Source organism: Embleya scabrispora DSM 41855 (assembly GCF_000372745.1).
Lineage (GTDB): Bacteria > Actinomycetota > Actinomycetes > Streptomycetales > Streptomycetaceae > Embleya > Embleya scabrispora.
This window is the reverse complement of the sequence record NZ_KB889696.1, coordinates 47,014-60,235: the sequence shown is the minus strand read 5'-3', so window position 1 is coordinate 60,235 and position 13,222 is coordinate 47,014. Positions and strand designations below refer to the sequence as shown.

12 protein-coding genes are annotated in these 13,222 nt (G+C 69.6%); 4 read left to right on the top strand and 8 right to left on the bottom strand.

The features are described 5' to 3' along the window. Positions 1-68: 68 nt before the first annotated feature. The 3 genes from A3IC_RS63135 to A3IC_RS0137170 form a co-directional block, all read right to left on the bottom strand. Entirely contained in the window at positions 69-704 is a 636-nt protein-coding gene (locus A3IC_RS63135) for a hypothetical protein (RefSeq protein ID WP_052173983.1), read from the bottom strand. Positions 705-828: 124 nt separating this feature from the next. Beyond that, complete coding sequence (locus tag A3IC_RS0137175; RefSeq protein WP_020555159.1) at positions 829-1,515, bottom strand: hypothetical protein; 687 nt, start codon at positions 1,513-1,515, stop codon at positions 829-831. Positions 1,516-2,082: 567 nt separating this feature from the next. After that, positions 2,083-2,658 (bottom strand): TerD family protein, encoded by a 576-nt coding sequence (locus tag A3IC_RS0137170; RefSeq protein ID WP_020555158.1) that lies wholly within the window; start codon positions 2,656-2,658, stop codon positions 2,083-2,085. Between the two features lie 247 nt (positions 2,659-2,905). Here A3IC_RS0137170 and A3IC_RS0137165 point away from each other — a divergent pair, with 247 nt between their 5' ends. Next, positions 2,906-3,409 carry a flavin reductase family protein gene (locus tag A3IC_RS0137165; protein ID WP_040877776.1) on the top strand — a complete coding sequence of 168 codons (504 nt, stop codon included), beginning with the start codon at positions 2,906-2,908 and terminating at the stop codon, positions 3,407-3,409. Between the two features lie 329 nt (positions 3,410-3,738). Continuing rightward, positions 3,739-4,794, top strand: coding sequence for a cupin domain-containing protein (locus A3IC_RS0137160; protein ID WP_020555156.1), 1,056 nt, complete (start codon positions 3,739-3,741; stop codon positions 4,792-4,794). A 50-nt stretch (positions 4,795-4,844) separates the two neighbouring features. Here the strand turns inward: A3IC_RS0137160 and A3IC_RS0137155 are convergent, their stop codons facing one another. Beyond that, on the bottom strand, positions 4,845-7,112 hold the full coding sequence (locus A3IC_RS0137155; RefSeq protein WP_020555155.1) for an ATP-binding cassette domain-containing protein: 2,268 nt from the start codon (positions 7,110-7,112) through the stop codon (positions 4,845-4,847). Positions 7,113-7,416: 304 nt separating this feature from the next. On the opposite strand from A3IC_RS0137155, the gene A3IC_RS58720 reads away from it, so the two are divergent. Further along, complete coding sequence (locus A3IC_RS58720; RefSeq protein ID WP_158696237.1) at positions 7,417-8,292, top strand: AfsR/SARP family transcriptional regulator; 876 nt, start codon at positions 7,417-7,419, stop codon at positions 8,290-8,292. A gap of 237 nt (positions 8,293-8,529) precedes the next feature. Here the strand turns inward: A3IC_RS58720 and A3IC_RS0137145 are convergent, their stop codons facing one another. Further along, positions 8,530-9,450 (bottom strand): NADP-dependent oxidoreductase, encoded by a 921-nt coding sequence (locus A3IC_RS0137145; protein WP_020555153.1) that lies wholly within the window; start codon positions 9,448-9,450, stop codon positions 8,530-8,532. 84 nt (positions 9,451-9,534) lie between these two features. Here A3IC_RS0137145 and A3IC_RS0137140 point away from each other — a divergent pair, with 84 nt between their 5' ends. Next, a complete protein-coding gene (locus tag A3IC_RS0137140) occupies positions 9,535-10,524 on the top strand; it encodes a helix-turn-helix domain-containing protein (RefSeq protein WP_079026917.1) in 990 nt (329 codons plus the stop codon). A 170-nt stretch (positions 10,525-10,694) separates the two neighbouring features. Here the strand turns inward: A3IC_RS0137140 and A3IC_RS0137135 are convergent, their stop codons facing one another. The 3 genes from A3IC_RS0137135 to A3IC_RS0137125 form a co-directional block, all read right to left on the bottom strand. Beyond that, positions 10,695-11,843, bottom strand: coding sequence for a UDP-N-acetylglucosamine--N-acetylmuramyl-(pentapeptide) pyrophosphoryl-undecaprenol N-acetylglucosamine transferase (locus A3IC_RS0137135; protein WP_020555151.1), 1,149 nt, complete (start codon positions 11,841-11,843; stop codon positions 10,695-10,697). Positions 11,844-12,113: 270 nt separating this feature from the next. Continuing rightward, positions 12,114-12,296, bottom strand: coding sequence for a DUF397 domain-containing protein (locus A3IC_RS73775; protein WP_026219176.1), 183 nt, complete (start codon positions 12,294-12,296; stop codon positions 12,114-12,116). Continuing rightward, positions 12,293-13,120 carry a helix-turn-helix domain-containing protein gene (locus tag A3IC_RS0137125; RefSeq protein ID WP_079026916.1) on the bottom strand — a complete coding sequence of 276 codons (828 nt, stop codon included), beginning with the start codon at positions 13,118-13,120 and terminating at the stop codon, positions 12,293-12,295. Before A3IC_RS0137125 ends, A3IC_RS73775 begins: the two co-directional genes overlap by 4 nt. Positions 13,121-13,222 lie beyond the last annotated feature (102 nt).

Here is a 13,222-nt window from a genome sequence, read left to right as displayed (position 1 = left end):
CCCCGCCCCGTCCTGCCGATCGTGCCTCGCGGCCCCGGCCTATGGCCCTCGACTCGTGCCGCGCGTGCTCAGAGCTTGAGCATGCTCTGCAGGAACGTCCGGTACTTGTGCAATGCGAGCCGCAACTGCTCGGTGTCCCCGCCGGCAGTGCGCTTGGTCTGCTCCAGTTCGGTACGTCGGGTCTGAATCGAGTCGGTCACCAGCTTGGTCACCTGGGCCGCGATGTCGTCCGCCTCCGAGACGGAGTCCGAGGGGCTGTCCACGAATCCGGCGAGTGCCTCGCGGAAGCGGTGGTTGAGCTCCTCGGCGGCGGCCCGGTCGAACATGGCCGCGTCGTCGTTGTCGTGGGTGCCGTTGCTTCGGCCGGTGGAATCGTCCGTCCGGGTCCGGTCCCTGACGGGCCCGGTGCCGGACGTGCCCCGCGGATCGGCCCCGGCCGGCGGGCTCGTCGGCGCGGGCGGTGCGTCCCGACCGGTTCGGGGGGTCGGGTGCACGGTGGTGCCGTAGGGCTCCGCCTGGTCGTGCTGCTGGTGCGGCATGGCACGAGCGGGCGGCTCCGGCGGGTTGTCCACGCTCGGACCGGGGCCGTCGGTGACCCTGGCCTGGCGAGCGGCGCGGTCTCGTTCGTCGCGCTCGACTATGGGTGCGTCGTCCCGGCCGGGACCGGAAGCGCCCGGCCCGCTCGGGAAATTCTGCTTGCGCATCGTGTGGTCCTCTCGTCCGGAACGACGGATGTCGCGCCGCTGTGCGAGACGTCCCGGTGAGGGCGCCCCGGCGGGTGAATCCTTGGTGGCGGCTCGGCCGACGACGTGTCGGCCGAGCCGAAGATCAGCGCTGTTCGGGCTTCGAGGTGTCCACGCGGGACGAGTTCGCCTCGCCCGGCGCGGCCTGCCATTGATCGGTGTGCCCGTCGTGCGTGATGGGGCGCGAATCGGTGGCGTCGGTCGAGGTCGATGCGGTGCCACCCTGTCGCGACCGGTACGGCTGCCCGAGCAGATCGTCGAACAGGGCGCGGTGGTGGATCATCGCCTGGCGCAGGTCCTCGGTCTCGGCTTCGCCGGCCTCACTGCGCCGGGCGATCTCGTGCGCCTTGCGGTAGTGCTCCAGCGTGTGTCCGTGCTCGACGGACAGCAGTTCCATGCGCTTGTCGTGTGCGCCGGTGGGGTAGCCCCGCTCGCGCATCAGCCGGGTGATCAGCTCGTCCGCTTCCTGTACCGCGTCGTCCGGAGCGTCGACGAACCGCTCCTGGACCGCGGTCCACTCGGTTGCGTACTTCTCCCGCGCGGCCGAGTCCAGCGGCTTGAGCGTGAGTTCGCTGTGTCGACGCTCGCGCTCGACCAGGTTGCGTTCGGCTTCGCGCCGGTCGCCGTATTGCTCGACGGCCCGGTCGTACTCGGGACCGAATCGGGCCTGCAGGTGCCTGCGCCGCATCATCGGACGGCCCGCGAAGAAGGCCGCGGCGGCGAGGACGACGACGATCACCACGATCAGGATGACGGTCGCTGTCGTGTTCACGGGAACTCCCAGATGGGTTGGGTCTCGGATCGTGCCTTTCGGTGGAACAGCGGACGTACTCCGTATATCGGGGGTTTCCGCTCATGCTCGACGCCCTCATGCCTTGCCGGGTCCGGGCGGACCAAACTCCGTGCGCGGATCGGGTTTCCGGCCAACGGAAGGCGAGGGGGTGTCGGGCGGGGCTGGTTGGCCTCATGCGCCGGCCGGGCCGGGTTCGCCTCAAGCGCCGGCGGGGCTACGGCTACTTGGCCTCAAGCGCCGGCCGGGCTGGGTTCGCCTGGCTGGGGTTCTCGGCATGCGGCGTACGGGCCGTGCCGGATTTGTCCGGCCTGGGTTCTCGGCATGAGGCAACCGGGCCGAAGCGGATCGTGTGGCTCCGGTTATCGGCCACGGGATGCCGGTCGGGCCGGATCGGCTTGGTCCAGGTCGCTCGGGAAGTCTTCGGGCACGCAAAACGCCGGCCGGGCTGAATAGCCCGGCCGGCGTTCGAGGCCAACCAGCCTCGCCGGCGCTTGAGGCGGCCGCAGCCCAAGTCGCGTGTCGACCCGGTGGCCGCAGGCTCGGGTGCTAGACGCTGACGCCGAAGTCCTTGGCGATGCCCGCGAGGCCGGAGGCGTAGCCCTGGCCGAGGGCGCGGAACTTCCAGTCGGTGCCCGCGCGGTACAGCTCGCCGAAGAGCATCGCGGTCTCCGTGGACGCGTCCTCGGAGAGGTCGTAGCGCGCGAGCTCGACGTTGTCCGCGGCGTTGAGCACGCGGATGAACGCGTTGCGGACCTGGCCGAAGGACTGCTTGCGGTTGTCCGCGTCGTAGACCGAGACCGGGAAGACGACCTTGTCGACGTCCGCGGGAAGCTGCGCGAGGTTGACCTTGATCTGCTCGTCGTCGCCCTCGCCCTCACCCGTGCGGTTGTCACCGGTGTGCTCGACGGTGCCGTCCGGGGTCTTCATGTTGTTGAAGAACACGAAGTGCTGGTCGGAGTAGACCTTGCCGGTCGCGTTGACCACGATCGCGCTCGCGTCGAGGTCGAAGTCCTCGCCCGTGGTCGTGCGCAGGTCCCAGCCGAGGCCGACGACGACCGCGGTCAGGCCCGGGGCCTCCTTGGTCAGGGAGACGTTTCCGCCCTTGCTCAGGCTCACGGCCATGGGTGTGTCCTTCCAGAGGATGTATGACGTCGCGGACGACGCTACTGCTACTGATCCGGACGTGCAGCAGGCACGCCTAAGTTCCCGAACACGCCGAAAGGGGCCGTCAAGGTGGCGGTGATCACGGGAGGAAAGCCCGGTCCGGGTTATTGACGGTTCGTCAGTTCCGCCGTTCAATGGCCGAGACAAAAAGGCATACGACTATTAGTCATATGCGAAATCCAGTTTCTGACCCCTGGGGGCAGCCATGTCCAGCGCCACGTCGCCGTCGGCCGGGATCGATCAGGCGCGGATGCGTCAGGTCATGGGCCACTTCGCCACCGGCGTCACGGTGGTCACCGCGATTCACGACGGCGCGCCCGTGGGCATGGCATGTCAGTCGTTCACGTCGCTGTCGCTGGAGCCCGCGTACATCTCGATCGCTCCGGCGCTCACCTCGACGACCTACCCGAGGGTGCGCGCGGCCGGCCGGTTCGTGGTCAACATTCTCGCCGAGGACCAGCAGGACGTGTGTCGCGCGATGGGCCGCAGCGGCGGCGACAAGTTCGCCGGTGTCGACTGGGTGCCGGCCGGCAACGGCGCTCCCGGGCTGGCCGGTGCGGTGGCCTGGATCGAGTGCGACATCGCGCACGAGTTGCCCGGCGGCGACCACGTGATCGTGATCGGCGCGGTCACCGCCCTCGACCTGCCGCGCGACACCGCACCGCTGATGTTCCACAAGGGCCAATACGCGCGCCTGATCGCCGGGTAACGCCGCCCCACCCGCCGCTGGCCCCGGCTCCGGCGTAGCGTCCTCCGTCGCCGGGCGTGGCTCCCACATCCGCAGCGCGATGCCCGCGAGCACCCCGGGGCCACCCTTGTCGCCGGGCTCCCGGAGCCGGGCGGGCCATCACGACCACGGTGACGCTCATCAGGCCACCTGCGCCGACCCCCTGGATCGCCCGGAAGGCGATCAGTTGCGTACCGCGTGACCTTCGTGAGGCGTACCGCGTCGCGGGTGTGAGACTTCCCGCTCTCCACGGTGACCGGCCCGGTGGCACCATGGCAGGACCGGGGGAGTCGCTCGTGAAGGGATTTCGGATGACCGCGCAGCCCGAGGTGACGGCCGATCAGCACCGGTCCGGAGAGCGGGAATCCGCGCTCTTCGATCCCACCGTCGCAGCGCCGCCGCTGGTCGATGTGGCCCGATTCGGCTTCGAGGGGCCGCTCGCCGCGACCGCCGCCGCGTGGAGTGAGGACGCGGTCTACTGGGAGTACACGAAGGCGGCCAACCCGATCGGCGCCGGGTACACGACGCCCGTGCCGGTGGAGCGTTTCCCGGCCGAGTTGCACGCCGGCGGGGCCACTCGGGTGATCCCGCTCGACCTCGCCGAACCGATGCGGATCGCGGGCGGCCCGGCGACCAGTCCGGCACTGCTGGCCAACTTCGTCCGGATCAACGCGGGCGACCGGCTCACGGTGCGGCCGAACGCGACCTCGCAGCTGTACTACGTCATGTACGGCCGGGGCGTGTCGCTGGTCGGCGGGCAGGCCGTGGAGTGGGAGAAGGGCGACTTCCTGGTCCTGCCGGACCTGGGCGAGATCACCCATCACGCCGCGCAGGAATCGCTTTTCTACTGGGTGCACGACGAGCCGCTGCTGCGCTACCTCGGAGTCACCCCGAACCAGGCCCGGTTCCGGCCGACCAAGTTCTCCCGGCATCGTGCGGTGGAGGAACTCACCCGGATCGCCGAGGCACCCGGCGCCAACGCCAAGAACCGGGTCAGCGTGTTGTTGAACACGATCGACCAGGACCAGACGCTGACCGTCACGCACACCCTGTGGGCGATGTTCGGCCTGCTCCCGGTGGACCAGATCCAGCGCCCGCACCGGCACCAGTCGGTCGCCCTGGACCTGATCCTGGACTGCGAGCCGGGCTGTTACACACTGTTGGGCGACCGACTCGACGAGCACGGCGAGATCGTCGACCCGCAGCGGGTGGACTGGCGACCCGGAGGCGCGTTCGTCACGCCGCCGGGGAAGTGGCACGCCCACCACAACGAGTCCGGCAGCCCCGCGCACCTGATTCCGATTCAGGACGCGGGCCTGCAGACCTATCTGCGCAGCCTGGACATCCGCTTCAGCGACCGGCGTTGAGCTTCGGGAGCCGGGCCCGAGGCGGGCCCGGCTCCGACCCCGGACAGGACCTAGTGCCGGTTCGCGTCCCGGTCGAGGTTGCGGCGCAGGTATTCGCCGGTCAACGAGTTTTCGGCGGCCAGAAGTTGCTCGGGTGTGCCCTCGAAGACCACCGTGCCGCCGTGCTTGCCGCCGTCCGGTCCCAGGTCGATCACCCAGTCGGCCCGGCCGACCACGTCCAGGTTGTGCTCGATCACCAAAAGCGTGTTGCCGCCGTCCACCAGCCGGTCCATCAGCGCGATCACGATGTCCACGTCGGACATGTGCAGTCCGGTGGTCGGCTCGTCGAGCACGTACACGCTCCCGGTCTTGTGCAACTCGCCCGCCAGCTTGAGCCGTTGCCGTTCGCCGCCGGAGAGCGTGCCGAGCGGCTGGCCCAGCGTGACGTAGCCCAGACCGACCTCGGCGAGCGCGGCCAGGTGCGGCCGGATGCGCTTCTCGGTGAAGAACTCGTGCGCGTCCTCGACGGTGAGCGTCAGGACGTCGATGATCGACTTGCCGCGCAGCGGATATCCCAGCACCTTGTCGTCGAAGCGCCGCCCTTCGCAGCGCTCGCAGATCGTGGTCACCGGGTCCATGAAGGCCATCTCCACGGTGACCGAGCCGCGTCCCTGGCAGGCCGGGCAGGCGCCGGCCGAGTTGAAGCTGAACAGGCCCGGCTTCTCTCCGTTCGCCTTCGCGAACAGGGCCCGGATCGGATCCATGATCCCGATGTGACTCGCGGGCGTGGAACGAGAGTTGGCCGCGATCGCGCTCTGGTCGATGACGATCGTGTCGGGGTGCGCGCCGGCGAAGACCTCGGATACCAGGGTGCTCTTGCCGGAGCCCGCGACGCCGGTGAACACGGTCAGCACGCCGGTCGGGATGTCCACGTCGACGTGCTTGAGGTTGTGCAGGTGCGCGCCGCGGATCGGGATGTGCCCGGTGGGTGTGCGGTAGTCGGTCTTGACCACCGTGCCCCGGTTCAGGAAGCGACCGGTGAGTGTGTCCGACTCGATCAACCCCTTCACCGTGCCCGCGAAGACGAGTTCACCGCCGTGCGAGCCGGCGTGCGGGCCCATGTCGATCACGTGGTCGGCGACCGCGATCACGTCCGGGTCGTGCTCCACCACGAGCACGCTGTTGCCCTTGTCCCGCAGGGCGACCAGGAGTTCGTTCAGTCGGTGTACGTCACGCGGATGCAGACCGACGCTGGGCTCGTCGAAGATGTAGGTCATGCCGGTGAGGCTGGAGCCGAGGTGGCGGACCATCTTGAGCCGTTGTCCCTCGCCGCCGGAGAGCGTGGAGGTTTCCCGGTCCAGGCTGAGGTAGGACAGGCCGATGTCCACGATCCGGCGCAGGGCGGCCGAGGCGGCCTCGGCCACCGGCCCGCCGATCGGGTCGTCGATCCCGGCCAACACTTCGATCAGGTCGCCGACTTCGAGCGCGCAGAAGTCCGCGATGTTGCGCCCGTCGATCCGCGCGGCGAGGACGGCCGGGTTGAGCCGGGCGCCGGCGCAGTCCGGGCAGGGGCCCTCGGTCAGGTATGTCTCGACCGTCTCCCTGGTCTTGGCGCTGAGCGTGGACACGTCGCGGTTGACGTAGAGCCGGTCGAAGCGGGTGTACAGGCCCTCGAAGGTCACGTTGGCCGTGCCGTCCGAGGTGACCCACTTGAACTTGATCACCCGGTTCGGGTCGCCTCGGGTGAGCAGCGCGAACTCGGCGTCGGTGTAGTCGACGATCGGCTTGTCGTTGTCGAACAGCCCGGATGCCTGGTAGAGCCCGACCGCGAGCAGGCCCAGCACGAAGGCGCCGTCGTTGAGCGACTTGGACCGATCCAGCAGGCGGGTGTAGTCGGCCCGTACGGTCCGACCGATGCCGTCGCACGTGGTGCACATGCCGCCGGGGTCGTTGAACGAGTACACCCTGGGGGTGCCGGCCGAGGGCTCGGCGACGCGCGAGAACAGCACCCGCAGAAGCGGATTGATGTCGGTCATCGTGCCGACCGTCGAGCGCGAGTTGGACCCGATCGGCTTCTGGTCCACCACGATGGCGGGCGACACGTTCTCGATCGCGTCGGCGTGCGGGCGTTCGTAACGGGGCAGGAATTTGCGTTCGAATGCCGAGAAGGTCTCGTTGAGTTGCCGCTTCGACTCGACCGCGACGGTGTCGAAGACGATCGACGATTTACCGGATCCGGACGGACCGGTGAACACGACGATCCGGTCCTTCGGTATGCGCAGCGAGACGTCCTTGAGGTTGTTCTCGCGCGCGCCGGTGATGACGATGTCGTTGATCATGCGACTCCGTAGCTCTTCGACGACGGACCCCGACGGGCCCGGCCCGGGTCGCGGCGGTAGGGGCGGGGCGCGACCGAACCAGCGAGCGTACGGGACGACACCGACAGCGCCGCAGGTACCGACGTCGGCACCTGCGGCGCGGCGTGGTCCCGGGCGGAGCCGGCCCGGGAGAGCCTGAGGGTCCCTCGACTTGGTGGCGGAGCGGAACCCCATCTTGTGATGTGTCGTCACTTTCCATATGACGAGGGGGATTCCGTCGCGCGGGCAGGTTGGGGAGCCACCGCGCAACGATGAGTCGGGGGGCTTGTCCTTCCAAGTGTTGGGGCCGACCCGGGTTTTGGGCCCCGACGGAAGCGCGCTGAACATCGGGCCGAGGCGGCAGCGCGAGCTGTTGACGCTGCTGCTGTTGCGGCCCGGGGTCGCGGTGCCGGTGGACCGGTTGGCCGAGGAACTGTGGAACGGCCGACCGCCGCCCGGCGCGCGATCGACGCTGCATGCCTATCTGTCCGGCCTGCGCCGGGTGTTGGAGCCGGGACGGCGGGCGCCCTATCGGGTACTGACTACGCGCGATGACTCGTACGCCCTGGAGGTGCCGGCCGGGCGGCTGGACACCACGCGGTGGCATGCGCTGGCCGAGTCGGGCCGGGCCGCCGGCGCCGCCGGTGCATTCGATCGGGCGGACGAACTGCTGCGTGCGGCACTGGCGTTGTGGACCGGGGATCCGTTCGCGGAGTTGGTCGATCACGAGGTGGCGCAGGCCGAGCGGGCGCGGTTGGCCGAGGAGCACACCGCACTGTTGGAGGAGGCGGCGGAGTGCCGACTCGCGCTCGGCGCGCATGCTTCGGTGATCGGGGACCTGATGGCGTTGGTCCGGGAGCATCCGCTGCGGGAGCGGCCCAGGGCGCAACTGGCGTTGGCGCTCTACCGATCGGGGCGGCAGGCGGAGGCGTTGGCCGTGCTGGAGGCCGGTCGGCGATTGTGTGCGGAGGAGTTGGGTCTGGATCCGGGTCCGCGGCTGCGTGACCTTCAGGCGGCGATCCTGCGCCAGGACCCGATGCTCACCGCGCCGGATCGGCCACGGGCGCCGTCGGCATCGGTGTGCTCGGGTCGCCGGAACGTCATGGCCGCCCGTCCGCATCGGCCCTGTCCGCATCGGGGTTCGCCACACCGGCGGCGGTAGCGGGCGTGGCCGGGTGAGTCGTTGCCGGGCATCGGGCCCGGCGTCGGCGGGTGCGGGTGCCGCAGCGGGTGCACGGCAGCGGGCGTCGCGGCAGGTGCGCGGCGGTGGAGGTGGCAGCCGGCCGGTTGTATACGCCATGGCGTACGCAACCGGCCCGCTCGGACTGGGCGGCTCCTCGGGCCGCGCTACGGCCGAGAGTCCCGACCGTGTGGCCATGTCCGGCCATCGGTCGGACGGTCAGACGGTCAGGACGATCTTGCCGGTGACCCGGCCGGTCTCCCCGCGCTCGTGTGCCTTGGCCGCGTCCGCCAGCGGGAAGACCGAGTCGATGGCGGCGCGCAGCCGCCCCGCCCCGGCCAGGGCCGCGATCTGCTGCATGGACGCGTGGTCGGCCTCGACGAGCATCTCCGCGGCGCGGACCCCGTACCGCTGCACGTCCAGGTCCCTGACGTGGTTCACGATCGCGACGAGGATGCCACCCCTGCGCAGGGTCGGCAACGAGCGTGGCCCGTATTCGCCGCCGACGCCGTCCAGCACGACGTCCACGTCCCGCACGGCCTCGGCGAAGTCGGTCGTCGTGTAGTCGATCATCTCGTCGGCGCCCAGCTCGCGGACGAGGTCGTGTTTGGCCGCGCGGGCCGTGCCGATGACGTAGGCGCCGCGCGCCTTGGCGATCTGTACGGCCAGGTGACCGACCCCGCCCGCCGCGGCGTGGATCAACACCCGCTGCCCCTCCCGCAGGTCCGCGGTGTCCACCAGGGCCTGCCAGGCGGTGAGCGCGGCCAGCGGAAGCGCCGCGGCCTGCACATGGTCGAGGTTCGCGGGCTTGCGCACCAGATGGCGGGCTGCCGAGAGCGCGTACTCGGCGTGCGATCCGTTCCCGTACGGGTACTTCAGCATGCCGAACACCTCGTCGCCCGGCCGATGGATCGTCACGCCCAGGCCGACCGCCTCCACCACGCCCGACAGCTCCCAGCCGAGCACGAACGGCGGCCTGCCCAGGATCAGGCCCGTGGACCGGTGTATCCAGTCGGTCGGGTTGACGCCTGCGGCGCGCACCTTGACCAGCACCTCGCTCGGGCCGGGCACCGGCCGCGCCGACTCGACCTCCTTCAGCACCTCGGGACCGCCCAGAACGTCCTGACTGATCGCGCGCATGGCACTACTCTCCCCGGTCCGAAAAGCTTCCCCGGACATCGTGGCGACCGCTCGGACCCCGGCGCGAGCGTCCGGAACGACACGATGCGTACAATTCCGGACGTGAGCACAGTTGCGATAGCCGTCGCCGACGGGATACTGCACTTCGAACTGGCCCTGGCCTACGAGCTGTTCGGCACGGTTCCACCGGTTCCGGTCGAGGACTGGTACGAGCTCGCCATCTGCGGGGCGGGCACCGTGCGGGCCGACGGCCGCTTCCTGCTCGAACCCGATTGCGGCCTCGACCGGCTCGTCCTGGCCGACACCGTGATCGTCCCCGGGTGGGCCGACGTCGACACGGACCCGCCGGCGGAGCTCGTCGAGGCCGTACGCGCGGCTCACGAGGCCGGCGCGCGGGTGGCCTCGCTGTGCACGGGCGCGTTCGTGCTGGCCGCCGCCGGTCTGCTGGAGGGTCGGCGCGCCACCACGCACTGGGCGCACACCGAGGTGTTGGCCGCGCGCTTTCCCGGCGTCGAGGTCGACCCGGACGTGCTCTACGTCGACAACGGCAGCGTGCTCACCTCGGCGGGCAAGGCTGCCGCGATGGACCTGTGCCTGCACCTGGTCCGGCGCGACCACGGCTCGGTGATCGCCAACGCGCTCGCCCGCAGGCTGGTCGTACAGCCGCACCGACCGGGAGGCCAGGCCCAGTTCGTCGCCACCCCGATGCCCGAACAGCACGACCACCCGCTCGGCGAGCTGCTCGCGTGGGCGGCCGGGCGCCTGGATCAGCCGCTGACGGTGGAGGATCTGGCCCGCCGGGCGAACATGAGCTCGCGCCACCTCGGCCGCCACTTCCGGTCGATGACGGGTACCACTCCGTTGCAGTGGCTGCTGACCCAGCGGATCCACCGCGCCCAGGAGCTGCTGGAGACCACGGACGACAGCGTCGAGGTCATCGCGGAGGCCACCGGCATGGGCACCGGCGCCACCCTCCGCCGCCACTTCAACCGCACGGTCGGCGTGCCCCCCGACGCCTACCGCCGCACCTTCCACCGCCGCCGCGCCGACGGCACGGCGGGCAGCCCCGGGTGATCACGAGGGCGTGAGGCCCGCACCCGACCAGCGCCGGGCCGACAGGTCACCCGGATCTCGGCCCCCGGTCCCGGTGTGGAGCGTTGCCGATTGCCCCGGTGACGGTACGGATTGCGCGAAGCGCGCGTGTTGATGGTGGGCCGCCCGGCGTGCGAATCGCGGCCGGACTGCTACCGGTTACCGGCGGCGGACAGGACGACGTCGGCCAAGCGCTCGGCGGCGTCGGGGCGGCCGTGTTTTTGGGCCTGCCTGGCCATTTCGGTGCGCCTGTCGGGATTCGTGAGCAGGGGTTCCACGGCGTCGCGCAGGGCTTGCGGGGTGGCTTCGCCGAGCAGAGCCGCGGCTGCGCCGGCGTCGTGCAGGTGGCGGGCGTTGTGCGCCTGTTCGTTGCCCGCGGAGGTGGCCAGCGGGACGAAGACGGCGGCCTTGCCCAGCGCGGTGAGTTCGGCGAGCGTGCCCGCGCCGCTTCGGGAGATCACCACGTCGGCCAGGGCGAGTACGTCGGGCAGTTCCGGGCCCACGTAGCCGGTCAGCAGGTAGCGAGGGGCGAGGTCGGCGGAGAGCGTCGCGGTGTGCTGTTGCAGGTCGGCCAGGTTGGCCGGGCCGCACTGGTGGATGACGTTGGCGTGCGACAGCAGCCACGGCAGGATGTCGCGTACCAGGGTGTTGATCTGTTGCGATCCCTGTGCTCCACCGGTGACGTAGACGGTGGGGCGGTCCCGGTCGAAGCCTGCCAGGCCCAGGACTTGGACCGCCTTGTCCGCCTGCCCGGACAGCACTTCGGGCCGAACCGGATTGCCGGTGACGACGGCCGTCGCCCGGGCCGCCTCGGGGAGAAGCGGCAGGGTCGATTCGGAGGACACGGCAACGCGTGTCGCCCGGCGGGCGAGTGACCGGTTGGCCAGGCCCAGTCGGACCGTCTGCTCGTGGACCACCAGGGGGCGACGGGTCAATCGGGCGGCGAGGCCGACCGGGACGGCGACATAGCCGCCTGTGGCGAGTACGACGTCGGGACGGAAGCCGGAGATGATCCGGCGGGCCTGGAGGACGCCGAGCGGTACGCGGACCATGTCCTTGATGTTGGCCGGGGAGATCATCTTCAGCGGATTGGCGGAGCGGCGGATCTTGCCGGTCGCGACGGAGGCGAACCGGATTCCGGCGCCGGCCGCGACACGGGCTTCCAGGCTGTCGGCCGTCCCGACCCACAGGACATCCAGCGTCCCGCCGGTGGCCGCGAGCCTGGCCTGAAGCGCACGCACGGTGGTGAGCGCGGGATAGGTGTGGCCGCCGGTCCCGCCTCCGGTGACGACGAGGCGCATGGTCGAACCGGGGCCGCCCAAGGGGCGGTTGACGTCGCTATCCACGAAAGAGCACCAATCTGACTGCGCCGGGACTGGGCCCACGTCTGGGGTGGCGGACCAATCGCGGACGATAGCAGCCGTTCGGCCCCTACTCCCGCTCTCCCGACACCGCAAGCCCGTCCCGAAGGGTCACCGGAAGCCACACCCGTCGAACGCAGACCGAGACGAACCACCTTGCCGCGTCGGTGTGTTCGCCGCTGCCGCTGTAAGCGGATCGACCTTCGACGGTCAGGCTTTGAGCGCGCGTACGAGTTCGACCCATGCGGTGCGGGCGATTTCGAGGTGGCCGAGACTTCGGTTTTTGGTGTCGCGTATGCCGGTCTTGGCGGGTAGCGGTGCGACCTCCACACACGCATCGTTGTGCGCCGAACGCTGACTCTTTCGCCACGTGTACGTCTCGACCGTGCTCAAAGAACGTCCAATCTCTTCAGGATCATCTGTCGCGACTCGTCCTCGGTTGCGGCGGCGAGTCGAACGTACTCAAGACTGCGGCGATACCGTTTGATGCTTCGAGCATCCTTGAGCAGTTGTGATCCGCCTTCGTACTCCACGTGTGCAACGGTGGAGTCGGCTTCGGGAAGCGTCAGCACGGTGATTGGGCCCAACGACGGGGCGATCAGTGCGTCGAACGGCACGATGCGGAGGCTGACGTTGTCGAGTCGACTGAGTTCCACCAAATGATGCAACTGCGCTTGCAAGGCTACCGGTCCACAGAAACGCTGCCAAAGGGCCGCTTCCGACAGTGTCACAGCCATCTGTGCACTTCCATTCGTGATGACCTGGCGGCGTTGAAGTCGCACTTCCAGGAGCATCTCGGCGTCATCGGGATCGGGAACGAATGCCGATCGCATCATCGTCGCTCGCGCGTAGCCCTCGCATTGCATCGGACCGGGAACGAGCGTGGACGCGACATCGATGCTTCGTGCCCGAGACTCCAGGTAGATGAGTTCTTCGTACCTGTCACTCAGCACTTCGTGGTACCTCACCCACCATTGGTCTGGCTCACGCACGATGCCGAGCATCCGCTCCAAGCGCATCTGCGCGACTGGAGTCAGGCGCAGGGGACCGGCAAGCTCGGCCACATGCCGGGGTTGAACGGGAGTTACGCCTGTTTCCAGCCGGGACACGCTGCTCTTGTTCCAGCCGACATCCGAAGCCACGTCTTCGATTCGTCGTCCGGCCTCAAGACGTAGGCGGCGCAACTCTGCGGCGATGCCACGCGGCGGTTTCCTCATGCCTGCTCCCATGCATCACGCGACTGCCACGCTTGGAACTCGCGGGCGTACGCACTGGGTTGCGACGCCTTGATGCAACGATATTTGCATGCAAGCCTGCAT

Coding starts and splice junctions, on each gene's coding strand:
- A3IC_RS0137165 (WP_040877776.1), top strand. CDS start 2,906: ATGTCCAGCGCCACGTCGCCGTCGGCCGGGATCGATCAGGCGCGGATG.
- A3IC_RS0137170 (WP_020555158.1), bottom strand. CDS start 2,658: ATGGCCGTGAGCCTGAGCAAGGGCGGAAACGTCTCCCTGACCAAGGAG.
- A3IC_RS63135 (WP_052173983.1), bottom strand. CDS start 704: ATGCGCAAGCAGAATTTCCCGAGCGGGCCGGGCGCTTCCGGTCCCGGC.
- A3IC_RS0137125 (WP_079026916.1), bottom strand. CDS start 13,120: ATGAGGAAACCGCCGCGTGGCATCGCCGCAGAGTTGCGCCGCCTACGT.
- A3IC_RS0137160 (WP_020555156.1), top strand. CDS start 3,739: ATGACCGCGCAGCCCGAGGTGACGGCCGATCAGCACCGGTCCGGAGAG.
- A3IC_RS0137135 (WP_020555151.1), bottom strand. CDS start 11,843: ATGCGCCTCGTCGTCACCGGAGGCGGGACCGGCGGCCACACCTATCCC.
- A3IC_RS0137155 (WP_020555155.1), bottom strand. CDS start 7,112: ATGATCAACGACATCGTCATCACCGGCGCGCGCGAGAACAACCTCAAG.
- A3IC_RS0137145 (WP_020555153.1), bottom strand. CDS start 9,450: ATGCGCGCGATCAGTCAGGACGTTCTGGGCGGTCCCGAGGTGCTGAAG.
- A3IC_RS0137140 (WP_079026917.1), top strand. CDS start 9,535: ATGCGTACAATTCCGGACGTGAGCACAGTTGCGATAGCCGTCGCCGAC.